This window comes from Sphingomonas folli (genome assembly GCF_019429525.1).
Taxonomy (GTDB): Bacteria; Pseudomonadota; Alphaproteobacteria; order Sphingomonadales; family Sphingomonadaceae; genus Sphingomonas; species Sphingomonas folii.
In genome coordinates this window covers 429,375-452,911 of the sequence record NZ_JAHXZL010000003.1, presented here as the reverse complement: position 1 = coordinate 452,911, position 23,537 = coordinate 429,375, and the positions used below count along the sequence as shown (strand labels likewise).

Here is a 23,537-nt window from a genome sequence, read left to right as displayed (position 1 = left end):
GGGTTCGAGAGAAAGCGGAAAGCGCGGCGAAGGTCACTTTACGCTTGCGCAATCCGCACCCATCACGGCGTCGTATCGCCAACGGGCATGGAGTGACGCATCGACATGAACGGCCGGCCGGAGGGGAGAGCCGGCGTCAACGTGTTGGGGGCCCGGTCCTCACCTGCCTTTTTACGAATTTGGCATTCGCCCAGTTGAAACTCGCCGCAGGGCACACCCACTGATCAGCAATGGAGCAGGCGCCAAGCGCCGAATGAGTCGCTTTCCTTCGGCAGGCATCTCGCTTGTAACCACCACCAAAGCGGATTACGACGATGCATCCGAATGCACGGGAGCGGGTGGAATGGCGGAGTGGCTAAAGCGCGGGCGCAATGCGGAGGCGACCGCCAGCAACGATCGGCAGGTGCGGGACACGGTCGAGGCGATTCTGGCCGACATCGCCGAGCGCGGCGACATGGCCGTCCGCGAACTGTCGATCCGCTTCGACAAGTGGGACCGCGACGACTACCGCCTGTCCGACCGCGAGATTCAGGACTGCATCGATCAGATGTCCGCGCAAGACATCAAGGACATCGAGTTCGCGCAGACGCAGGTTCGCAATTTCGCACGGATCCAGCGCGAGTCGATGTCCGATGTTGAGGTGGAGACGCTACCCGGCGTCGTGCTCGGTCACCGCAACGTGCCGGTCAACGCAGCCGGCTGCTACGTGCCCGGCGGCAAGTACCCGCTGCTCGCCTCGGCGCACATGAGCGTCATTACCGCGAAGGTCGCGGGAGTCCCGCGGGTCGTCACCTGCGCGCCGCCGTTCCAGGGCAGGCCCGCTCCCGCGATCGTCGCCGCGCAGGCGATGGCGGGAGCCGACGAGATCTACTGCCTGGGCGGCATCCAGGCCGTCGCGGCGATGGGCATCGGCACGCCGTCGATTGCCCCCGTCGACATCCTCGTTGGTCCCGGGAACGCTTTCGTCGCCGAGGCCAAGCGACAGTTGTTCGGCCGCGTCGGCATCGACCTGTTCGCGGGGCCGACTGAGACTCTGGTGATCGCGGATGAGCAGGGCGCGGACGCCGAACTGTGTGCCACCGATCTGCTGGGGCAGGCGGAGCACGGCCCGGACAGCCCGGCCATCCTGCTCACCACGTCCGAGAAGCTGGCGCGCGAGACGATGGCGGAGATCGAGCGACTGCTCGAGATCCTGCCGACCGCCGATTACGCCCGGCGGGCGTGGGAGAGCTACGGCGAGGTGATCGTGGCCGAGGACGAGGCGGAGATGGTGCGCATCGCCGACGACATCGCCTCGGAGCACGTCCAGGTGATGACTCGCGACCCCGACTACTTCCTCGAGAACATGACCAACTACGGCGCTCTGTTCCTGGGTCCGCGGACGAACGTGGCGTTCGGAGACAAGGTGATCGGCACCAATCACACGCTGCCGACGCGGAAGGCGGCACGCTATACGGGCGGTCTCTGGGTGGGCAAGTTCCTCAAGACCTGCACCTATCAGCGGGTGACAAGCGATGCAGCCTCGGCGGAGATCGGTGAGTATTGCAGCCGCCTCTGTGCACTGGAGGGCTTCGCCGGGCACGGCGAGCAGGCCAACGTCCGCGTGCGTCGGTACGGGGGGCGAAACGTGCCCTATGCCGGCGCAGCGGAGCCGCTGGTCGCCGCCGAATGATCGATCTGCCACGTTCGCCAGGCTTCCGGCTGGACGGCTTGCGTGCGCTGGTGACCGGGGCAGGGCGCGGCATCGGGCTGGCCGCGGCCGCCGCGCTGGCGGAGGCGGGCGCACACGTCACCCTGGCGGCGCGCACCTTGACGGAGATCGAGGAAGCAGCCGGGGCGATCACCGCCGCGGGGGGCATGGCGCGCGCGCTGGTACTGGACGTGCTCGACACGGCCACGACGCGCGCCACCATCGCGGCGCAGGGGGCGTTCGAGATCCTCGTCAACAACGCCGGCACCAACAGGCCGAAGCCGTTCGTGGCGGTCTCCGAGGACGATTACGACGCCGTGCTCGACCTCAACCTCAAGGCAGCCTTCTTCGTGGCCCAGTCCGTGGCCGACGGTATGATCGGCGCCGCGCACGGCGGCTCGATCATCCATATGGGATCTCAGATGGGGCATGTCGGCGGGTCCCGGCGGACGCTCTACTGCGCGTCGAAGTGGGCGCTGGAAGGCATGTCGAAGGCGATGGCGCTCGATCTGGCGCCGTACCGGATCCGATCGAACACGATCGCGCCGACCTTCATCGAGACGCCGATGACCCGTCCCTTCCTCGACGACGCCGCGTTCCGCGACGACGTTCTCAAGCGAATCAAGCTCGGACGGCTCGGGAAGGTGGAGGACCTGATGGGCGCCGTCGTCTACCTTGCTTCGCCTGCCGCCTCGATGGTGACGGGCACGAGCCTCGTCGTCGACGGCGGCTGGACCGCGGACTGACGTCTGAAAGGATCACCATGGTCGACCGCATACTAACCACCCATGTCGGCTCGCTGCCGCGAAGCCGCGTCGTGACCGACCTGATCTTCGCGCAGGAGCGCGGAGAGCCGGTCGACGCCGCCCTGCTCGACGACGTGCTCGGCGCGGCGGTGGACGCCTGCGTCGCCCGACAGGTCGAGAGCGGCATCGACCTCGTCTCCGATGGCGAGATGTCGAAGATCAGCTACGCCACCTACATCAAGGACCGGATCACCGGCTTCGACGGCGACTCGCCGCGTACACCGCCGGCGGATCTGGAGGATTTCCCTGCCTTCCTGCAGCGCCAGGCGGCGGGCGGCGGCACGCCGACCTACCGTCGCCCCTGCTGCGTCGCCGCGGTGGCGCCTCGCACGCTGGCCCCGCTCCACGCCGACGTCGAGAACCTCAGCCGTGCCGTGGCGACGCACCGCCCCGTCGGCGCCTTCATGAACGCCGCGTCGCCGGGCGTGATCGCGCTGGTCCAGCCCAACGAGTTCTATGCCTCGCAGGACGACTATCTCGAGGCGCTCGCCGAGGCCATGCGCCCGGAATATGAGGCGATCGTCGCCGCCGGTCTGACGCTGCAGCTCGACAGCCCGGATCTCGGGCTCGGCCGCCACATGATGTACAAGGACCGCAGCGAAGCGGACTATCTCACCCTGATCGAACGGCACGTCGAGGTGCTCAACCATGCGCTCCGCAATGTGCCGGCGGCGAAGGTCCGCATGCATGTCTGTTGGGGCAATTACGAGGGGCCGCACACGCGCGACGTGGAGATGCGCACGATCCTCCCGGTGCTGATGAAGGCGAAGCCGCAGGGTCTGCTGTTCGAGACGGCGAACCCGCGCCATCAGCACGACTGGCAGGCTTTCCGCGACCTCGCCGGGCTGGTTCCCGAGGATCGCGTGCTGATCCCCGGGGTGATCGACTCGACCACCAACTTCGTCGAGCATCCCGAGCTGGTCGCGCAGCGGATCGAGCAGTTTGCCGGCCTGGTCGGCCGCGAACGCGTGATCGCGGGCACCGACTGCGGTTTCTCGACCTTCGCCGGTTTCGGCGCCGTGGATGCGGACATCGTCTACGCCAAGCTGGGGACGCTCGCCGAAGGCGCCGCGCGCGCCAGCGAGCGCCTGTGGAAGCGCGCGGCATGACGCTGAAACAGCGCCTCGCCGCGGGGGAGCGCGTCGTCGGAACCTTCGTGAAGACTCCGTCCCCGATCGTCGTGGAGGTGCTGGCGCTGTCGTCGCTCGATTGCCTGTGCCTGGACGCCGAGCACGCGCCCTTCGACCGCGCCGCGATCGACGGCTGCGTGCTGGCGGCACGCGCCGGCGGCAAGGACGTTCTGGTACGCGTGGCGAGCACCACGCCAGAACACGTGCTCGCCGCATTGGATTGTGGCGCCACCGGCGTGGTCGGCCCGCATGTCCGCTCCGCCGACGAGGCGCGAGCCCTGGTTCGCATGGCGCACTACGGCGCGGGCGGACGGGGTTACGCCGGATCCTCCCGGGCAGCGGGTTATACGACGAGATCGATGGCGGATCATCTCGCCGCCTCCGCCCGACGGACGGTGGTCGTCGCGCAGATCGAGGATCCAGAAGCCGTCGACGCGATCGACGACATAGCGAAGGTGGACGGCGTAGACGCGCTCTTTGTCGGTCGAGCCGACCTGACGGTCGCCTACGGCACAACCGACCAGGACGATCCGCGCGTCGTCGCCGCGGTCGAGCGCATCTGCGCCGCAGGGCGAGCACACCGCCGTCCGATCGGCATGTTCCTGTCGCGCGCGGACGACATCCCGCTGTGGGCCGACAAGGGGGCCACGCTCTTCCTGCTCGGCTCCGACCACGGCTTCATGCTTGCGGGTGCGAAGGCGCTGGCACAGGCCGGAGCCGCGTAAGGGGCGTTGGCCCTCTCGACAACGGAGATCAGCTTGCCGGGCGAGAGGGGCGGCGCCGTGGTGCCATCGAACGGCGGTGCTGGCGGTCACCCGCGCGCCAGCGTCTCCGGCAAGCTCCGCCAGATCAGCGCCGCGACCACGAAGATGACGCACGACGCGAGCATCGCCGCCTGGAGGCCGACCGCGCTCGCCAGTGCGCCGGTGGCGAGCGGCGAGAAGAAGCTGATCAGCCGGCCCCAGTTGAAGATCGAGGCGGCGGTGGATTTGAGATGCGGCGGGTACAATTCGGCCAGCCAGGGCCCCCAGACGATGCTGCACGAGACGCCGAAGCCGTAGAGGAAGCCGACCGCCAGCAGCAGTGGGACGATGGAGGGGCTCGCGATGTAGATCGCGACCGTCGCGGCGGTCAGCGCGAAGCCGAGCGCGCCGAACCTGCGTCCTAGCCGATCGCAGGCCCAGCCCCAGACGAAGCCGCCGATCATGTTGCCCGCGAACTGCGCCGCGACCAGGTTCCCGACGATCTCCGGGGGCAGCTGCCGCACCTCCTTGAGGTAGATCGTCAGCCACCCGCTGAAGGCCTGGTAGGCGAAGAAGTTGAGCCCGGTTAGCGTCGCCAAAAGCAGGGTCTGTCGCCGCACGCTCGGCGCGAACAGCTCGCCGATCGGGAAGCGCGACACCCGAGCGCTCGCTTCGCTCGCCGGCACGATCACCCAGGCCAAAGCGGCGAGCGCGACGGGCGGGATGCCGCCGAGCCACAACAGCACGCGCCAGTCGCGATCGCCTAAGTGGCCGAGCGCGAGGCCGAGCACGACGATGGCGCTGCTGAAGGTCAGATTGACGGCACTCGCCAGCCGACCGCGCACCCGCGGCGCGAACAGGGCGACGTAGATACCCACGATCACCGGAAAGCTGCCGCCGAGAAAGAGCCCGAGCACGAAACGCTGCGCCAGCAGCTGTACGTAGCTGTCCACGGCGGCGCCGGCGATCAGCATGACGCCGTAGCCGACCATGATCGCGACCAGCATGTTGCGTCGGCCGAGCCGGTCGGCGAGTTGACCGAAGGTGATCGCGCCGATCAGTGCCCCCGCTCCCTGCGCCGAGTAGGCCGATCCCGCCTGGGTGAGCGACAGGCCGAGGCTGTCGCGGATGAAGGGCCGCAGCACGTCGACCGTGTTCCAGGCCCAGCCGTAGAAGAACTCGGCGACCAGCACGAAGGCAAACGCCGCCAGGCGGCGAGCAAGCCCGTGTTCAAACGCCGGTTCCGGCGCTTCCGACATCGGCACGACGGTGGCGCCGCCGTCCACGCCGCCCTTGGCGGGAGCGAGAGTTGTTGCCGTTCCGATCGCGCTGGTCACCCTCGACTCCTCAGCGCTGGAAGCGGAGCCGCAGGCCGTACATGCGCGGCGGTTCGTAGCTCGCCTGCAGCGGCGTGCCGCCGTACGAGACGAGCGTCTGTATGCTTTCGTTCGTGATGTTGTCGACGAAGGCGATCAGCGACAGCTGCTTGTTGACCTCGTAGGTCAGCGTGGCGTCCAGCTTCAACCACGGCTCCTCCCGCGCGAGGCGGTCGTTGAAGGACTGCTCGTCATGGTGCCCGGCAAAGGACGCGGCGACGAACGGCGTCAGGGCCGAGTCCCCGCCCAGATCGATCCGGTAGGAGGCGTAGGCCGAGCCCGAGTATTTCGGCGAATGCGGGATGTTGTTGCCGGAGAGATCGCAGACGAACGACAGGGCCGGCTGCCCGGCGCCGCCGGTTCCGGTCAGCGGCTGGCAATCGTAGCCTGGAGCGATGACGCGACGCTGTCCGATGCCCGCGATCGTCACTCCGTTGACGACGGTCGGTGCCGTCGCCGCCGGATCGTTGACGAGGATTGATCCGCCGAACGGTAGCGGGACGTTCTCGAACTTCGAATACTTGGCGTTGAGCAGCGACAGGTTCGCTCCGATCGTGAGCTCCGGCGTCGGCTCCCAGATCGCCTCCGCCTCGATGCCGTAGGAGCGCGCGCGCGCGGCGTTGAAGGTCGTCTGCAGCGTCGTGCCCCCGACGATGATTTGGCGACTCTCCTGCAGATCTCGGTACTTGTTGTAGAATGCCGACAGGTTGAGCTGGACCGTGTTGCCGAAGAAGCGGTTCTTTGCGCCGAGCTCGAACGCGGTGACCTTCTCGGGGCCGAACGTCGGCGCGCTCTGCGCGGCGGCGAGACCGGCGTTGAAGCCACCCGAGCGGAAACCGGTCGAGGCGCTGGCGTAGAGCAGGTTGCTGTCGGTCACCTGCAACTCCGTGCCCGCCTTCCACGTGACTTGGCTGAACTCTAGAGGGCAGTAGGTGGACGCCACCTGCTGACCGGTCGCGTTGAGGATCGTCGCCGCGGTGACGCCGTCGTCGTCGCAGTTCGACGGTTCCGCCGGGAAGATGCTGAGCGGCGGCGTCGGGTCGTTGATCGTCACCTGCGTCAGTGGATTGACGCCGTTCGGCAGCGTGGCGGGCAGGTACCAGAACGCAGTGGCGTTGAGATACTCCTTCTTCTCGTGCGTGTAGCGCACACCGCCGGTGACCGACCACGCGTCGGTGACATGGAACGTGGCCTGGCCGTAGGCGGCTCTCGAGTACACCTTCACGCGCTCGTACTGGTACGTGCCGTTGTTCTGCGATCCGGTGATGGGCGCCCCCAGCGCGCTGGAGCGGATCACGCGCGGCAGCTGCTGATTGATGAAGCCGTTCACCAGCGTGTCGTTGAGGAAGTAGCCGCCGAGCACATACTCGAACCGCTGCGACTTAGAAGACAGCAGCTGCACCTCCTGACTGAAGGTGTCAGTTTGCGTGCGCGCCAGATCGATCGCGATCGACGACGACGAGAAGTCGGAGTCGGTGGTGCGCTTGCCGCGGTAATGCACATATCCGGTGATCGACTTCAGCGACATCGGACCGAAGTCGTAGGACGCGGTCAGCGAGGTCGATGCCTGGTAGAGGTTTCGGAACGGCTTGTAGTCGTTCGAGACGGTGAACTCGTCCCCGGGATTGTCGATCGGGATGCCGAGGTCGACGCCGGTGCCGACCGGACCGAGCGGACCGGCCGCGGTGGTCCTGCAGTCGGGCACTCCGTCGCGGTTGCCGGCGCGCTCGTTCAGATAGACGATGCTGGGCGAGTTGAAGAGGATCTGACACGTGGCCGGATCGATGTACGACCCGATCTGCTTGTAGCCAAACGCCGAGGCGCCGTTTCCACCCTGCTTGGCGTAGTCGGCACGGAAGGTGGCGCTGAAATCGCCGACGTCCCATTTAACCGAACCTCGGACATACTGCTTGTTCTCGTCGAAGAGATCCGCCTGCGGGTCGTAGCTGTTCTTGACCCATCCGTCGGCATAGTCGGTGACGCCGACGAGGCGCACCGCCACGTTCTCCGACAGTGGTACGTTGACGTAGCCCTCGAAGCGCACCTTGTCGTAGTTGCCGACCGTCAGCGTCGACCCATAGTCGAGCTCGTGCGTCGGCGCGTTGGTGGTCACGACGATGTTGCCGCCGAAGGTGTTGCGGCCATAGAGGGTTCCCTGCGGTCCCCGCTGCACCTCCAGCGTGGCCACGTCGGCGAATCCGAGCGACGCCTGGCTTGTACGAGACTGGTAGATGCCGTCGATGAAGTAGCCGATGGTCGGGTCGCCGGTGACGCCGTTGTTGGCAGTACGGACGCCGCGCATCGCGGGGCGGACGTCGGAACCGGTCTGGCCGAAGCTGAAGCCCGGCACGAACTCGTTGAGCCGCGACATGTCCACGACGCCGCGGTTCTTCAGGGTGTCACCCGAGATCGCGGTGATCGCCAGCGGCACCGTCTGCAGGTTCTCCTCGCGACGTTGCGCGGTCACGACGATGTCGCCAATGCCGCCGCCCTGCTCCCCCGCGGACGTGTCGGCGACCGCGGCGTTGCTCTGCGGTTGCGAGGCGGTGTCCACCGCGCCAGGCGCGCTCGCCTGATCGACCTGCGCGAACGCCGGCTGAGTACCGGCGACGAGCGCCAGCACAGAGGTACCGAAAATGAGCTTAAAAACCGACATGCTTCCCCCTCATGTTCGTTTATTGCGAGGAGGCTATCGACGCCGCACATACCTGTCCATGAGTTTTTGCATTCGAAGTACAAAGGCGGGCGGCTGGCGACGCTGTCCGCCTGATGCGCGAGAGCTCGCGTTTGACGTTGATCGCAAGAGCCAGGTGGGGCTGTCTCCCGCCACGCCGACGCCATAGCGGGATCGGCGAGGCGCCGTGCTGAGCGACGCCCAGGCCTCCTTCAAACAGGCGTTTTGCGGTTTCGAATGCGCCCGCGCGCGTCAGGCGAGACGAGCCGACCGGCCTTCCATGAACTGGCCGCTGAACAAGCGTCGCTCGGGCGGGATGCGGGCGTCCTCGACGCGCTCCAGCAGCATGTCGACCGCCGCCTGGGTCATGCGTCGGACCGGCTGGCGGATCGAGCACAACCGGTAGCTGTTCCATCCTGCGGGGTCGGTGCCGTCGAAACCGACGACCGAGAGATCCTCCGGAATCCGCAGCCCGAAGCGCTCCCGCGCGGCGTCGATCGCACCGATGGCCATGAGATCGTTGACGCACACGACCGCGTCGAGTTGCCCCGCCTCGGCCATCAGCGCGATCATCGCGTCGCCGCCGCTGGCGTAGCTGAAGTCGCCGCGCCGTTCGGGAACGGTGGTGATCCCAGCTTCACCAAGCCGCGCCAGCGCGGCGCGGCGACGTTCCTCTCCGACGTAGCTGTCTGCCGGCCCGGCGACGACGGCGAAGCGTCGATGACCGGCCGCCAGGAGCCGCTCAACCAGTTCGCGCTGCCCCGCCACCGAGTCGCACGCGACCGACGTCGCCGGAGCGCGGCCGCTCAGGCGGTTGTAGAGCACAAGCGGCACGCGGTGGGCGATGAACTGCTCGACCTGAGGGTCTGTCAGATGCGCGGCGCAGATCACGCCGTCCACGCTGTGCCGCCACACCTGCTCCAGCACGCCGTCCACGTCACTCTCCGCCTCGAGCGAGAACAGCAACATGCGCAGGTCGCGCTCCGTCAAGCGATGCGACAGCTCGGCGAGAACCTCGGGGTAGTGGAGCATGGTCAGGCTCGACATGATCACCGCGACCAGATGCGTGCGTCGCGAGATCAGGCCCTGAGCCAGCGCGTTCGGGCGATAGCCCAGCTCGCCGGCGGCCTTCATGATGCGCTGACGCGTCGCCGAGGAGATCGAGCCGTTCGGCGAAAAACACCTCGATACGGCCGATTGTGACACGCCGGCGCGGCGGGCGACGTCGTAGGAAGTCGCCCGCTTCGGCGCGCGCGTGAGGGCGGTCGCCTCGTCGTCGGGCGCCTCACCGTCATCGCTTCTGCGTCCAGCCAACCGTGCCCCCGTGACAACTGCATTCGAATTCAATAACGTCGCGTCAGCATCGCACGTCGCGACGCTCGCAGGGAGACGACGCACATGGCCGATACGGCGCCGCAGGGGTTCGAGCACAGCACCACGTATGTCAAGGCGCCGGCGCGCGACTCGATCGCCGATACGAGCGACGTGGTCGGCATCGTCGAGGCCGTCCTCGCGGACGTGAAATCGCGCGGCGACGAGGCGGTGCGCGAATATTCGATCAAGTTCGACCGTGCGGAACTCGACCGGTTCGAGGTCACGCACGAGGAGAGGCTCGCCGCGGTGTCGGCGCTGGACCCGCAGACGCGCGCGGATACCGAGTTCGCTATCGAGAACGTCCGGCGATTCGCCCAGGCGCAGCTTGCGACCATGCTGCCGCTCGAAGTGGAGCCGCTGCCCGGCCTGCATCTCGGACATCGCGTGATCCCGATCGAGCGGGTCGGCGCCTACGTGCCAGGCGGGCGCTTCCCGCTGCTTTCAGCGCCGATCATGACGATCGTGCCGGGCAAGGTGGCAGGCTGCGACGAGGTGGTCGCATGCCTTCCCCCCAACGCGCACCAGGCGATGATCGCGGGGTGCCATCTCTCGGGCGCCGACCGCATCTTCCGGATCGGCGGGGCCCAGGCGATCGCCGCGATGGCGTTCGGAACGGCGAGTGTGCCTCAGGTGAACAAGATCGTCGGGCCCGGCAACGCCTTCGTCAACGAGGCGAAGCGGCAGGTGTTCGGACCGGTGGGCATCGACCAGCTCGCCGGACCTTCGGAGATCTTCGTGCTGGCGGACGCGAGCGGCGACCCCCGCCTCATCGCCACGGACCTGCTCGCCCAGGCGGAGCATGACGTGCGCACGCGCGTCGGCCTGATCACCACCGATCGCGCCGTGGCAGAAGAGACCGCGCGCGAGGTGGAGCGTCAGCTCGCGACGCTGGCGACCGCGAAGATCGCGGGTGAGAGCTGGGCCAACTACGGCGAGATCGTCCTCTGCGCCGACGAGACCGCGATGATCGCCTACTCCGACCATGTCGCGGCGGAGCATCTCCAGGTGCATACGACCGACGCTCATGGGCTGGCCGCCAAGCTGCGGAACTATGGATCGCTGTTCATCGGCGAGAACGCCAGCGTCGTCTATTCGGACAAGACGGTGGGCACCAACCACACGCTGCCGACGATGGGCGCGGGGCGCTACACGGGCGGACTATGGGTCGGCAGCTACGTCAAGATCGCCACGCACCAGTGGCTGTCGGACGAGGCGGTGCTGAAGGTCGGCCCGCCTGCCTCGCGCCAGAGCGCGAGCGAGGGGCTGGATGGCCACATGAAGGCGGCGCAGGTCCGGGTCGACCGACTGCACCAGTCTGCGAGTCTGGCCTGAGGCTCGAAGGGGGCGGAGGGCCAAGCCGGACCGCCCCCGAATGCTCAGGTCGCTGCCGACTTCTCAGCTGGCGTCCCGCACCGATGCTGAGGCCGGGAAGAGGGGATCGGCGGCTGGCATCGAGCGCTCCCGCACCTTCGACCGCAGCGTCTCGCGCTGGCTGAGCCAGATCAGGGCGGCCGCTGCGAAGGCCGCAGCCGCCGACGCCATGGCGGCGGGCAGGCCGTAGCGATCGGCGAGCAAGCCCGTCGCGAGCGGCGCGAAGAAGCTGATGATGCGTCCCCAGTTGAAGATCGAGGCAGCCGTGGAGCGTAAGTGGGGCGGATACAGCTCGGCCAGCCACGGACCCCAGATCACGCTGGAGCACAGCATCGATCCGTAGATGAGCCCGACGAGACGGAACAGCGTCAGGCTGGTCGGCATCGAGAGATACACGAGGATGGCGACCGACGCGACAAGGAAGCCGCTGGCGTTGAAGCGCCGGCCGAAGCGATCCGCCGCCCAGCCCCAGGCGAAGCCGCCGATGATGTTGCCTGCGAACTGCCAGGCGACGAGGTTCCCGGCCGCACCGGCCGACAGACCGCGTACGCCGGTGAGATAGGTCGTGAGCCAACCGCTATATGCCTGATAGCCGAAGAAGTTCAGCCCGGTCATCGTCGCAAGCAGCAGCGTCTGTCGGCGAACCGCCGGGTGGAACAACTCCCGTACCGGCAGCTTCTCGCCGCGCGTGACGTGCCGGTCGACCACCGATCCTGCGGGAATGAGCAGCAGCATGGCGCCAGCGAGAAGCAGCGGCGGCACGCCGCCGATCCAGAGCAGGAGATGCCAGTCGTGACCGCCCAAAGCGCCCAGGGCCAAGCCGAGCGCGACGATGGACGAACTGAAGCATGCGTTGAGCATGCCGGCCACCCTGCCGCGCAGATGCTCCTCGAACAGATTGACGTAGATGCTGACCCCTACGGGGAAGACGCCCCCGGTGAAGAGGCCGAGCAGGAAGCGCTGGGCAAGCAGTTGCGGATAGCTCGTCACGAGCAGTCCGGACAGCAACGAGAGGCCATAGCCCATGATGATCGCCGCGGCTACGCTGCGCCGGCCAAAGCGATCGGCGAGTTGTCCGATGAGGATCGCGCCGATCAGCGCTCCCGCTCCCTGCGCGGAGTAGGTCGAGCCAGCCTGGACGAGCGTCAGGTCGAGAGCGCTGCGTTGGAACGGTCGAAGCACGTCCACGCTGTTCCAGGCCCAGCCATAAAGGAACTCGCCCAGCATCAGCGCCGCGAAGATGGCGAGGCGCCGCTCGCGGGAAAGCGATCGTGCCGGCCTCGGAGTCGTCTGGTTCTCGTGCGCCATCCCGTACCTCTCTCCCGCCGTTAGATTGCATTCGCATTCTGTTGTAAACAGGCTTGCGTCGGTACATTCGAGAAGCGTCTCCGCACCCATGCACGCTGCCCTCCGCGGCGCTTAGCCTGCCGGCGGCAACATACAGCAACTTTATCCCGCTACCCACTTGCTCGTACATGCATCCGCATGCATTCTATCGCCGAGCCGAGAGTCGCGCTGGAGAGGCACGTGGCGGCCAATGGGAGGGAAGGGCGATGAAGAGCATGCTGTGGCTTCGAGATGCGTCGGTGCTGGCCCTTGCTGCGGCCGGGCTCGGCACAGTTCCCGCGGCGGCGCAGGAGGCGCCCGCGTCGACGCCGGTCGAGGCGAGCGCGTCGCAACAGTCATCGTCCTCGGCGGACCAGACCGGAGATCTCCTGCCCGGCGACGTCATCGTCACGGCGCAGCGCCGGGCCGAACGGCTGCAGGACGTGCCCATCTCGATCACGGCGGTCAGCGGGGCGGATCTGCAGCGCCTCCACGCCGACAATGTCGGCCGACTGGAATTCATCGCGCCCGGTTTCACATGGGGTAGCCAGGGATCGGACTCGTTCCCCGCTATCCGCGGCGTACGCACGAGCCTGGTCAGTGCGCAGAACGACCCGGTGATCGGCTTCTACATCGACGGCATCTACCAGAGCCGCACGCAGCAGCAGAGCATCCCCCTCTTCGACGTCGCCCGCGTCGAGGTGCAGCGCGGGCCGCAGGGAACGCTGTACGGCCGCAACACCTTCGGCGGCAATCTGAGCGTCGTCACGGCCTCGCCGACCAACAAGGTCGAGGCTGGGCTGAACGTCGACTTCGGCAACTACAACTCGCAGCGGATCGACGGCTTCGTGAACGCGCCGCTCAGCGATACACTCGCCCTGCGCGTCGCCGGCGTCTACCAGGACCACGACGGCTACGTCCGCAGCACCGCCGGCGTCGAGATGGCCGATCTCAAGGAATATGCCGGGCGTGCCTCGCTGAAGTGGACTCCGGACAGCCAGCTGGAGGTCGAGCTGCACGGCGGTTTCTGGCGTCGCGACGATGCGGGCGCGGGCTCTTACGGCTACAAGGTGGCGGGCACGCTCATCAATCCGCAGACGGGCTACCAGTCCATCAACGGCGTGCCCTATGCCGTGAACCCTTCTGTGAAGAACGGCTCCGTCCTCGTGAACGGGGTGGATGTCGGCGTGGCAGTCACGCCCGGACCCTACACCAACGACTGGGACTATCAGCCGTTCGAGCATCTGCGCGAGAACTATGGTTCGGGCACGATCAGCTACGATCTCGGTGGCGCTACGGTGAGATCCATCACGGGCTACACCTTCTTCCGAGCGCACCGCAGCGCCGACAACGACCAGAGCAGCGTGGTCTTCCAGGCGCCTGCGATCGGCTTCGGCTCAGGGCAACAGGAGCCCAACACGCGTGCGAAGACGTTCACGCAGGAGGTGCAGCTGGTCTCGAACAGCACCGATCCGTTTCAGTGGATCATCGGCGGCTACTACCTGCACGACGACATCTTCGAGACGTATCAGCAGAAGATCGACGCACCGGGCTCCACTGTTCCGGGCTTCCGTGCCGACGCGGCGCTCAAGACGAATGCCTATGCCGCTTACGCGCAGGGAACCTACGCGATCGTGCCCGAGACGCTGCGCGTCATCGGTGGCATCCGCTACTCGTACGAGAAGAAGTCGTTCGACTTCGCCGACTTCGCCGACGGCGTTCCCAACACGTACGAGTTCACGACCCCGTACAGCGTGACTTCCGGTTCGCCGTCGTTCGACAGCGTGACCTGGCGGGCCGGTCTTCAGTACACGCCAGATCGCAGGACCATGGTGTATGCCACCGCCTCGACCGGTTTCGCCTCGGGCGGGGTCAACGACACGGGAGGGGACGCCGCCATCCCTGCGTCGTACACGCCGCAGAAGGTGAACGCTTACGAGGCAGGCATCAAGAACCAGTTCTTCAACGGACGCGTCCAGACCGAGCTGGCGCTGTACTACAACAAATACACTGACCTTCAAATCAACGTGTATACACCGCTCTTGTCGTACTTCGGAAGCGCCGGCCGCGCGCGGAGCTACGGCGGCGAGGTGACGCTGCGCACCTTACCCCTACCGGATTTGCACATCGACGTGACGGCAGCATATCTGAATGGCAAGTACACCCGCTACATCAGTGGCAACAACTTCTACGGCGCCTCGAACGGGCAGGATCCGGTCTCGCTCGATCTGGCCGGGCGCCGCATCCCGCAGTCACCCAAGCTGAAGACGACGGTGGCAGTCTACTACGACATCAATCTCGGGAGCGCGGGTACGATCGCGCCCTACGCCAACTGGTTGCACTCGAGCAGCTACTTCACGACCGACTTCAACACCGTTCTCGACTTCCAGAGGGCGTATGACAAATTCGACGTGTCGCTGCGCTGGACGGAGGCAGGCGGCCGCTTCTACGTGGAGGGTTACGGCAACAACGTCACCGACCGGGCGGTTCTGCTGAGCGCCGTGGTAGGGCGCGCCCAGCGCGTGCAGGTCTCTTACGGCCCGCCCGCGACGTACGGGGTACGTGCGGGCGTTAAATTCTGACGCACGAGCCGGGCCGGCCGCCTGCAAGCGGCCGGTCCTCAGAGTCTAGGTGTGGGGCGGGCCGCGGAAGCCTCGATCGCTCGGCCGAGCGCGAAGAGCGTCGCTTCCGCGTAAGGGCGGCCGAGGAGCTCTGCCGACAGCGGCATCCCGCCGCTCGCCCGACCCACCGGTACCGTCAGCGCCGGCCAGCCGCTGCACGCGGCGAGTTCGGGAGCCCATCCGCCCTTCGGGTTATCCATCGAGGAAGGCAGGACGGCCGAGGGCGGGTAGAGGAGGGCGTCGAAGCCGCCGCTCTCTATCACTCGCGTCAGGGCGGACCTCAGCTCGGCGTGGCGCACCAGGATGGCGGCTCTCACCGAAGCGCTTCGCGGTACCGCGCGCGCGCGCAGGACCTCTTCATACTCCGGGAGGAATCCTCGCTCGGCGATCACCGCCGCCAGCGAATCGGCAGCCGTGCCCGGCCGGAAGTTGCTCCTGAGGTAAGCATCGAATGAGGGGCCGAACTCCTCGTCCACGATATGGTCGCCGCGCGGCAGGACCGCGTCCGGCAGGTCCGGCGCCGCATCGACCTCAACCCCTGCGGCGTGCAGCGCGGCCTTCGCCCGGTCGATGCCTGCGTCGATCTCGACGGATGTACCGAGGAGCTGGCGCAGGACGCCGACCCGCATGCCGGCACGCGCGTCCGACGACGGTGATCGCGCCGCCGCAAGCAGGCCTAACATCGTCGCCGCGTCGTCCACGCTGCGGGTGATCGTGCCGACGGTGTCCGTGGAAGGCGCGAGCGGTGCGACCCCGATGGTCGGTATCGTGCCCCAGGTCGGTCGCAGCCCCACGAGCCCGTTATAGGCGGCCGGTACGCGGATCGAGCCTCCCGTGTCTGTACCCAGCCCGGCCAAGGCGAACCCGGCCGCGACCGCGACCGCGGTGCCGCCGCTGGAGCCGCCCGACGTCACCGTCGGCGAAAAGGGATTGCGTGTATCGCCACCTAGCGAACTGCGCGACCGGATCTCGAACGAGAGTTCCGACAGGTTTGTCTTGCCAACGACGATCGCGCCCGCAGCCAGGAGGGCGTCCAGCGCGGGCGCGGTCCGCCAAGGCATGGCCGCCTCAAGCGCGCGGCAGCCCGAGGTGGTCGGCATGCCCGCCAGGTCGATGTTGTCCTTCACCGCGATCGGCACGCCATGAAGGGTGCCCACGCGCGCGCCCCGTCGGCGTGCGCCGTCGCGATCGCTCGCTACGTCCTGCGCGTCCGGGCTGACGCGGAGCATGGCGGAGAGGGACAGGCCGGCGCGGTCGTGCGCGGCGATCCGCGCGAGACACGCCGCGACTGCGGCGCCCGCGCTGTCCCGTCCAGCCTCGCAGCTGCTGAGGAAGGCGCGAATGTCGTGACCATCGTCCATGGTGCCGCCGATCCGTTCGATGCAGTGGAACGGCGCGCCCCGAAGAGCGCGCCGCTATGCGTCAGCCCGCAGCGCGCTGCAGGGCCGCGAGCTTGATCTGCGCCAGCATCGACAGCTCGTCGTAGACCGACCATTCGTCGATGATCTTTCCGTCTCGGACGTGGTAATGGCTGACGCCCATGACGAACAGCGGGTGGCCGGTCGGCGCGCCGAGCGGCCCGTACCCGAGATGGTGCCCGTCGAGCGTCCAGCGGACGGCGTATTTCGTGCCGCCCTCCTCACTCTCGACTGAGCAAATGTGCTGGGGCACGTAAAAGCCGTCCGGGATGAGGGCGACGAGCCGCATCGTCTGCTGCAGCACCGCTGCCACGCCGTAGTACTCGCGCATTAGCGGCCCGTGCCACTGGCAATTGGGTGCGTAGAGCTCGTGGATGCGCCCGAACATTCGCTTATTGTAGATGTGGTGGAGGTCGCGCAGCAGCTGCGCCTCGCCCTCGCTGTGGGCGATGGACGTGTCCGCGTCCGTCTCGGGCGGATACTGGCCGAGCAGACGCCGGTTCTCGACGACTTCCATGATCGGCTCACCCGCCTCGAATTTCCTGACAGCGATGTCCTGCGCGTAGGCGTGCGGATCCAGGCCAAGCTGGATAACCGGGCCCATGTTGTCGCGCACGATCCACTCCTTGTAGATCTTGTTCTCCAGGATCATGCAGTCGGCGACCGTTCGCGTCAGGAAGGTGCGTCCCGTCGGCTTGCCGTACATGCCGAACTGCGAATGCCGCCCCTGTCCGTGCGTCATGTGGCTGGTGTAGAAGCCGTCGCGATCATTGCCGCGCCAGATGACCTGCTGCGCAAGGCCGCGGCGGTCCGGGAACTCGACGAGGCGCTGGATCGTGTCGCGGATGTGCGTCTCGCGGTCGTACATCGTGCCCATGGTGGTGTAGGCGACGCAGTTGTGCGTGTAATGCGTGTAGATGAGCCCGACATCCCGCTCATCCCAGATCCGATGGGTGCAGCGGACGATATAGTCGACGATGTCGGTGTAGATCGGGTCGAATCCGCGCATGCCCTGCACGCGCTCCCGGTCTGTCGGGACGAGCTCGGTGAAGTCGCGGCGCTCGACCTGCAGAACGGCTGCGTTCTGCTGGCTTTCATCCGTAGTCGATGGTTGGCTGGACTGATCGTGCGTGGCGGCCTTGGTCATCTCGTCTCCTGTGCGACATGTCGATGTTGGCAGGTTAGCAGCGGCTGCGGCGTGATCGACGCGTGCGAGCCAGGTCGCGACGTGTACTGCGACGTCGTCGGGACTCTCCAGCGGCGCGAAGTGGCCGACCCCGTCAAGCAGTACCAGCGCTGCGTCCGGCAGTCCCTCCGCAAGCTCGTGCTGCAGTGTCGGCGGGCAGAGCACGTCCTGCACGCCGCCGAGTACGAGCGCGGGCATGGCCAGTTGCGCGAGGAGAGAGCGCTTGTCCGTTCGGGTGGCGGCGAGCTTTTCTTGCGCTGCATGCGTTGGCGCGTCGAAGGTCGATGCCATGTCCTCCAGAAGCACGCGCAGGCCGTCATCGCCGCCGCGAGCCGAACCGAAGGCTCGAGGCGCAACCGCGGCGATGGCCGCGGATGGAGGTCCGGGGTGAGGTGGCGCGTCGACCGCTCGGGCCCGCGCGTTGCTGTTCACGAGTGCCAGCCCGACGACTCGGTCTGGCGCCATCAGCGCCATCTCGAGCGCCACCAGGCCGCCGAGCGAGAAGCCGAGAAGGGCGAAATGCGCCGGCAAGCGCGCGAGCAGCCGCCGTGCGACGGCGACCGGGTCGTCGCCGTCGATCGAGGGTGTCGCGATCAAGCGCTCGTCCAGCCGCGACAGCAGGGGAGCGAACAGCCGTCCGTCGCACAGCGTACCCGGCAGCAGCACGAGCGGCACGGGCGCCGTCGATGTTGCGCTCAAAGCGGGCTGCGCGATGGTGTTCACGTCGTCCTTCATGCCACCGGAGGAGTCGTCTTGCATGCCGATCGCGACTGGTCTAGCTGTTGTGCATTCGGATGCAAGACGTTTTCCCATAGCGGCGGAGATGGATGTGAACTGGACTGAGGAAGCCATGAAGGCTCGCCTGGTGCGCTATGCCGATCTGGTGCCGTGCCGCACGGCGTTCATCGACACCCGTACGCCGGGATCGACCGAGAAGGAGAACTTCACGATCATCGGCGCGGGCGTCTCGGAGAGCGCCGACCAGCACGTTCACATCACCGAGCGCCACGGCTTCAACATCGGTGCCGCACGTCAGCCGTTCGGCTGCGTCAACTCGCAGCACAGCCATGACACCGCCGAGGTATTCGTCGTCCACTCCGGTCACTGGCGCTTGCCGTTCGGACCCAACAAGGAGGACGGATCCATCGAGATCGGTCCGGGTGATGTAGCCTCGGTTCCGATCCACATGTTCCGCGGATTCGAGAAGCTCGACGAGGGGGTCGGCTTCCTCTTCACGGTTCTGGGCGAGGACGATCCCGGAAAGGTCACCTGGGCGCCGGCAGTGTTCGAGGCAGCGTCGGGGCATGGTCTCAAGCTGGCGAAGGGAGGGCGACTGATCGACACCTCGCGCGGTGAATACACTTTGGAGGATGTGGAATTGGCCGAGGCGACGGGCGTCGACGCCGCGTCCGAACTCAAAACCCCTCCTATGGACAAGATGCGGGAGTGCGTCGCGGCCGCGGAGGACATGATCGCCAATCCCGCCTCACCGCTGGCGAGTGAGGGGGTCGAGGAGGCTGGTGTCATCACCCCGATCGCGACCGGCGACGGCTTCCCGGCGGGTCCGATCGCGGGCTGGTGGCCACACGGCTTCAATCTGCGCCGGCTGACGATGACGACGGGTGCCTTCGTACCGCTGCACGCCCGCGCCGAGGTCGAGGTCTTGTTCGTGCACGAGGGCACGTTGGAGGTCAGCTGGGATCAGGGCGCGATCATTATGGGTGCTGGCGACACGCTCAGCGTACCTGTCCATTTGCCGCATAGCTTTCGAAACACAGCATCCGTTGACATGAAGGCGTTTGTCGTCCGGGGCGGAGACTCGCCGGGAATGCCAATCTTCTGAAAGGCGCCGAATGGCTCTGTCAAAGCTAATGCACCTGCGGTGCTCACCGAGGTAGGGGGGAGGCATGCCCCGCCCGCGCAGGCCAGCCAGTCCGTTCCGCTACTTCAACTCGTCGCCCGAGGTGATCAGGCTGGTGTTGATGTACGTGCGCTTCCCGCTGTCGCTGCGGAACGTGGAAGACCTGCTGTTCGAGCGCGGGATCGACATCTGCCATGAGACGGTGAGGCTGTGGTGGAACAGGTTCGGTCCGCTGTTCGCGGGTGAGGTGCGGCGCCAGCGGGTGAGCCGCATGCGCGGCTTTCGTCACTGGCGCTGGCACCTGGACGAGATGTACGTGAAGCTGAACGGCGAGATGGTCTACCTATGGCGCGCTGTCGATCACGAGGGTGAGATCCTCGAGAGCTACGTCACTAAAACACGAGACAAGAAGGCGGCGCTCGCGTTCATGAAGACGGCGCTCAAGCGCCACGACTCGCCCGAGGCGATCACCACCGACGGTCTGCGCTCCTACGGCGCTGCACTGACGGAGCTTGGCAGCCGCGAGAAGCAGGAGGTGGGTCGCTGGGCCAACGACCGAGTCGAGAACTCGCACCTGCCCTTCAGGCGACGAGAGCGGGCGATGCTGCGGTTCCGGCAGATGCGAACGTTACAGAAGTTCGCCTAAGTTCATGCCAACGTCCACAACCACTTCAACCACGAACGCCACCTCATTGACAGGCAGACCTACAAGCAGCGCCGCTCCGCGGCGCCGGCCGAGTGGCAGGCGCTCGCCAGCTGATCCGTGGCCCACGAAGCCCTAAGTGCATCGTGCAGAGATGAGTTCGCATTAGAATGACAGCACCCTCCTGAGTGACCGAGATTAGGTCAGCAGGGCGATTAGGCCGTCAAAGGTTGCTGATCGGCTTTCAACTTCAGAGGTCGTGCGGGATTGCCAGCGACCGTCACGTTCGCGGCAACATCTCGTGTGACGACGCTGCCAGCCCCGATGATCGCATCATCACCGATCGTCATACCGGGCAGGATGATGGCACCTCCGCCGATCCACACGTTGCGGCCGATCGTCACCGGTCGGCCGAACTCTAGCATCTGCGCTCGGGCCGCGGCGTCACGTGGATGGTCGGCTGTGAGTATTTGCACGCCGGGCCCGACTTGCGTGCCGGCTCCGATCCGCACCGTGACGACATCCAGAATGACGCAACCGAAGTTGATGAACACGCCGTCGTCGAGATGGACGTTGTACCCGTAGTCGCAGTGGAACGGTGCCCGGATGATCACGTCCGCGCCGACATGACCCAGCCCTTCGTTCAGCAGCGCACGCTTATGGTCCAGGGACGCCGTCGACGCCGCGTTGTAGCGTGCCACCCATTCGGAAGCGCGCGCGGCATCAGCAGTCAGTTCTGGATCATTCGCTGTGTAGAGCTCGCCGGCGAGCATCTTCTGCTTTTCGGTCATCGCCATCAGCTCAGGTCGTGCAGATCCTTGCCGAGGGGAGGGGTTATCCGCAGATCAGAGAAGCGGATCGCCAAGCCGTCCCGTTCGGGTGTGCATGCCATGGGTCCGACCTGATATGACGCGGCGATCGGGAACGGCGCGAGCCGCACCAATGGCCATGTTTTGCCGTCGGCAGATGCCTGAAGGCGCAGCACGCCTCTCTCGACAGTTGCGCGCATCCAGAAGTCCTGTGCGTCATGTTCGTAGGGGCCGGTTGCCCAGTCGGATTTGTCATTCGTCAGGACGCTGCTTAGCATCGCACGACCATCCGACAGCTCGATGCCCGCCTTCACCCAGTGCCGTTCATCTAGCCGGACCATGATCCCGGCCTGGTCATATAGCTTCTGGTACTGACCTCGGATACGCAGTTGTGCCGTGAACGCTGCGGGCGTGGTGAAGCCGAGGAAGTGGCCGCTGTCGCGGGTGAAGCCGTAATGCGTCTCTCGCCAAAAATCGGTGCCCTTGTCCGTCACCATCGACAGGTCACCTGCGGGATCGACCGACCATCGCCGAGGCTCGTTGAGCCAGCGGCCGTCACGACGCCCCAGAACGGACTTGCTCGCGGCTTGCGCCTGAGACGGCGCATTCGCGCCCGCCACGCCCAGCGCAGCCGCGCCGCCGATAATTGTTCTTCGGTTCAACATTTGATCATTCATGTGCGGCGGACCTATCTCGATAGCCATCTATATGTACAAACGTACACACGCGCGCAAGTGGATGAGAGCATGACCATGGGCATGGGCAGGCGGAACGACCCGACACGGCGGCAGCGCATCGTCGATGCGACATTGGAGGTGATCGCCTCACGTGGCGTGGCAGGAACGACCCATCGTCGGATCGCCGACGAGGCAGGCGTGCCGCTCGGATCGGTGACCTACTATTTCGACTCTCTGGAAGCGCTGATAAGTGCCGCGTTCCTACAATTGGCGGCGCAGTCATCCGCTCTATTCGGCGCTCGCCTTGAGGCAGCCGGTGATCGGTACGCGGCGATCGACGCGGTCGTCGATATCATCGCCGGCACGATCTGGGCTGAACCACGCACACTCCTGCTGAGCTACGAACTTTACGCCTTTGCCGCGCGGCATCCGGCGGTGGGCGCCGTAATGCAACAGTGGATGGACAACAGCCGCCGTGCGCTTGAGCGCTTCTTCGATCCGCTTACGGCCAGGGCGCTCGACGCCCTTGTCGAAGGGATCGGCATCCACAATTCGATCGACCGCGCGCCGCTGGATCGCGAGGCGATCCGCATCATCGTCGAACGGGTCGCATCGCTCTGAGGTGACAGACGTGGGTCGCGCTGTTCCTCTCTGATGGCGGCTCGACCGACAAAACTAGTCATACCGCGGAGATGAACGACTGTCTGGTTTCCGGAAGCGGCCATGCGATGCTGAGCGACTGGTTCTGGGCCTGCGTCAGCGTAGGTCGATGGGTTTTCCAGGTTCGTTCGCGGTTCGGACCGCCGTCATAGCGCCATAGCCGCCGCAGGTGCGGCGTGAAGGCGCTCGATGTCGGTGCGTGGAGGCGCACCGAAAAGACGCCGATATTCGCGGCTGAATTGCGATGGGCTCTCGTAGCCGACCGTGAAGCCCGCCGTGCTCGCCGTCACGCCCCCCACGAGCATCAGCCGCCTGGCCTCCTGCAGTCGCAACTGCTTCTGGTACTCCAGCGGCGTCATGCGAGTAATCGCCTTGAAATGCGCGTGCAACGAGGAGGAGCTCATGCCGGCCTCGGCCGCGACATCGTCGATGCGGATCGGCGCGTCAAAACGGCGGCGGATGGCGGCAATAGCGCGGCTGACCTGATTGAGATGGCTACCAGCGGTCGCGACATGGCGCAGCATTGATCCGTGCGGACCGGTGAGCAGACGGTAAAGGATCTCGCGCTCGATCAGCGGCGCCAGCGCCCGGATCGTGTCTGGCCTGTCAAGCAGTCCGACCAGCCGGAACGCTGCGTCGATCAGGTCGGGATCGCTGGGGTAGACGCCGAGCACCGGGAGGTCGGCGCGGGGCACCGCGTCGCCCTCGTCCACCATGAGATCGGCCATCATCGCGGGATCGAGATCGATCTTGCAGCAAAGATAGGGCCGCTCGCGACTCGCTTCGAGGACGTGGCCGACCAACGGCAGGTCGACCGACACGATGAGGTGATGGGCGGTGTCATAGACGACGCTGTGCTCGCCGATCGCCACGCGCTTCGAGCCTTGGGCGATCAGGCAGAGTGAGGCCTCGTACACGGCTGGCGTGGGGGTGCTCGGCGCGTCGGCGCGGATCAGCGACACACGCGACATCGCTGTCGTGCAAACGCCGGTGCCCACGACGTGCCGATCGATCATGGCGGCGAGTTCGGCGATCCGGTCCATGCCAGCCTTCCTTCCCCAGTTGAGCGGCGCGGGCAAGCGCGTGGCTACGAGTCTGGAGGATCGGGCAAGCCACTCGGACGATCGCTCTACCGCCAGAGACGGGCATCGGACCATCTGTCTGCCGTCACT

17 protein-coding genes and 1 pseudogene are annotated in these 23,537 nt (G+C 66.4%); 9 read left to right on the top strand and 9 right to left on the bottom strand.

Annotation, left to right across the window (positions count from 1 at the left end; genetic code table 11):
* Positions 1 to 343: 343 nt before the first annotated feature.
* Genes hisD (KZ813_RS06950) through KZ813_RS06935 form a run of 4 tightly spaced genes read left to right on the top strand, consistent with a single transcriptional unit; the run spans position 344 to position 4,351 of the window.
* Entirely contained in the window at positions 344 to 1,672 is a 1,329-nt protein-coding gene (gene hisD / locus KZ813_RS06950; protein ID WP_219754225.1) for a histidinol dehydrogenase, read from the top strand.
* Positions 1,669 to 2,436, top strand: coding sequence for an SDR family NAD(P)-dependent oxidoreductase (locus KZ813_RS06945; RefSeq protein ID WP_258046472.1), 768 nt, complete (start codon positions 1,669 to 1,671; stop codon positions 2,434 to 2,436). The genes hisD (KZ813_RS06950) and KZ813_RS06945 overlap by 4 nt, the downstream gene beginning before the upstream one ends.
* 17 nt (positions 2,437 to 2,453) lie before the next feature.
* The gene (locus KZ813_RS06940) at positions 2,454 to 3,605 is read left to right on the top strand and encodes a cobalamin-independent methionine synthase II family protein (RefSeq protein WP_219754224.1); all 1,152 of its coding nucleotides are present in this window, start codon (positions 2,454 to 2,456) and stop codon (positions 3,603 to 3,605) included.
* Positions 3,602 to 4,351: an HpcH/HpaI aldolase family protein gene (locus tag KZ813_RS06935; protein ID WP_219754223.1), complete on the top strand. Its 750-nt coding sequence runs from the start codon at positions 3,602 to 3,604 to the stop codon at positions 4,349 to 4,351. The genes KZ813_RS06940 and KZ813_RS06935 overlap by 4 nt, the downstream gene beginning before the upstream one ends.
* A gap of 86 nt (positions 4,352 to 4,437) precedes the next feature.
* Here KZ813_RS06935 and KZ813_RS06930 read toward each other — a convergent pair whose 3' ends face one another.
* The 3 genes from KZ813_RS06930 to KZ813_RS06920 all read right to left on the bottom strand — a co-directional run bounded on the left by KZ813_RS06930 (position 4,438) and on the right by KZ813_RS06920 (position 9,850).
* On the bottom strand, positions 4,438 to 5,706 hold the full coding sequence (locus KZ813_RS06930) for an MFS transporter (protein WP_219754222.1): 1,269 nt from the start codon (positions 5,704 to 5,706) through the stop codon (positions 4,438 to 4,440).
* 10 nt (positions 5,707 to 5,716) lie between these two features.
* A complete protein-coding gene (locus KZ813_RS06925; RefSeq protein ID WP_219754221.1) occupies positions 5,717 to 8,368 on the bottom strand; it encodes a TonB-dependent receptor in 2,652 nt (883 codons plus the stop codon).
* 303 nt (positions 8,369 to 8,671) lie between these two features.
* The gene (locus KZ813_RS06920; protein ID WP_219754220.1) at positions 8,672 to 9,850 is read right to left on the bottom strand and encodes a LacI family DNA-binding transcriptional regulator; all 1,179 of its coding nucleotides are present in this window, start codon (positions 9,848 to 9,850) and stop codon (positions 8,672 to 8,674) included.
* On the opposite strand from KZ813_RS06920, the gene hisD (KZ813_RS06915) reads away from it, so the two are divergent.
* Positions 9,818 to 11,125 carry a histidinol dehydrogenase gene (hisD, locus tag KZ813_RS06915; protein ID WP_219754219.1) on the top strand — a complete coding sequence of 436 codons (1,308 nt, stop codon included), beginning with the start codon at positions 9,818 to 9,820 and terminating at the stop codon, positions 11,123 to 11,125. The genes KZ813_RS06920 and hisD (KZ813_RS06915) overlap by 33 nt on opposite strands.
* Before the next feature lie 63 nt (positions 11,126 to 11,188).
* Here the strand turns inward: hisD (KZ813_RS06915) and KZ813_RS06910 are convergent, their stop codons facing one another.
* The gene (locus KZ813_RS06910) at positions 11,189 to 12,472 is read right to left on the bottom strand and encodes an MFS transporter (protein ID WP_219754218.1); all 1,284 of its coding nucleotides are present in this window, start codon (positions 12,470 to 12,472) and stop codon (positions 11,189 to 11,191) included.
* A gap of 245 nt (positions 12,473 to 12,717) precedes the next feature.
* Between KZ813_RS06910 and KZ813_RS06905 the strand changes: the two genes are divergently transcribed.
* Positions 12,718 to 15,072, top strand: coding sequence for a TonB-dependent receptor (locus KZ813_RS06905; protein ID WP_219754217.1), 2,355 nt, complete (start codon positions 12,718 to 12,720; stop codon positions 15,070 to 15,072).
* Between the two features lie 38 nt (positions 15,073 to 15,110).
* Here KZ813_RS06905 and KZ813_RS06900 read toward each other — a convergent pair whose 3' ends face one another.
* A complete protein-coding gene (locus KZ813_RS06900) occupies positions 15,111 to 16,472 on the bottom strand; it encodes an amidase (RefSeq protein ID WP_219754216.1) in 1,362 nt (453 codons plus the stop codon).
* A gap of 61 nt (positions 16,473 to 16,533) precedes the next feature.
* Positions 16,534 to 18,474 carry an alpha/beta fold hydrolase gene (locus KZ813_RS06895; protein WP_219754215.1) on the bottom strand — a complete coding sequence of 647 codons (1,941 nt, stop codon included), beginning with the start codon at positions 18,472 to 18,474 and terminating at the stop codon, positions 16,534 to 16,536.
* On the opposite strand from KZ813_RS06895, the gene KZ813_RS06890 reads away from it, so the two are divergent.
* Both KZ813_RS06890 and KZ813_RS06885 read left to right on the top strand, forming a co-directional pair.
* On the top strand, positions 18,473 to 19,558 hold the full coding sequence (locus tag KZ813_RS06890; protein WP_258046471.1) for a cupin domain-containing protein: 1,086 nt from the start codon (positions 18,473 to 18,475) through the stop codon (positions 19,556 to 19,558). The genes KZ813_RS06895 and KZ813_RS06890 overlap by 2 nt on opposite strands.
* 64 nt (positions 19,559 to 19,622) lie before the next feature.
* Positions 19,623 to 20,336 (top strand): annotated as a pseudogene (locus KZ813_RS06885) (IS6 family transposase).
* A 98-nt stretch (positions 20,337 to 20,434) separates the two neighbouring features.
* Here KZ813_RS06885 and KZ813_RS06880 read toward each other — a convergent pair.
* Positions 20,435 to 21,016, bottom strand: coding sequence for a sugar O-acetyltransferase (locus KZ813_RS06880; RefSeq protein ID WP_219754214.1), 582 nt, complete (start codon positions 21,014 to 21,016; stop codon positions 20,435 to 20,437).
* On the bottom strand, positions 21,016 to 21,732 hold the full coding sequence (locus KZ813_RS06875; RefSeq protein WP_219754213.1) for a DUF1349 domain-containing protein: 717 nt from the start codon (positions 21,730 to 21,732) through the stop codon (positions 21,016 to 21,018). The genes KZ813_RS06880 and KZ813_RS06875 overlap by 1 nt, the downstream gene beginning before the upstream one ends.
* 42 nt (positions 21,733 to 21,774) lie before the next feature.
* Between KZ813_RS06875 and KZ813_RS06870 the strand changes: the two genes are divergently transcribed.
* Positions 21,775 to 22,326 (top strand): TetR/AcrR family transcriptional regulator, encoded by a 552-nt coding sequence (locus tag KZ813_RS06870; RefSeq protein WP_219754212.1) that lies wholly within the window; start codon positions 21,775 to 21,777, stop codon positions 22,324 to 22,326.
* 185 nt (positions 22,327 to 22,511) lie between these two features.
* Here the strand turns inward: KZ813_RS06870 and KZ813_RS06865 are convergent, their stop codons facing one another.
* Entirely contained in the window at positions 22,512 to 23,408 is an 897-nt protein-coding gene (locus KZ813_RS06865) for an AraC family transcriptional regulator (protein WP_219754211.1), read from the bottom strand.
* Positions 23,409 to 23,537 lie beyond the last annotated feature (129 nt).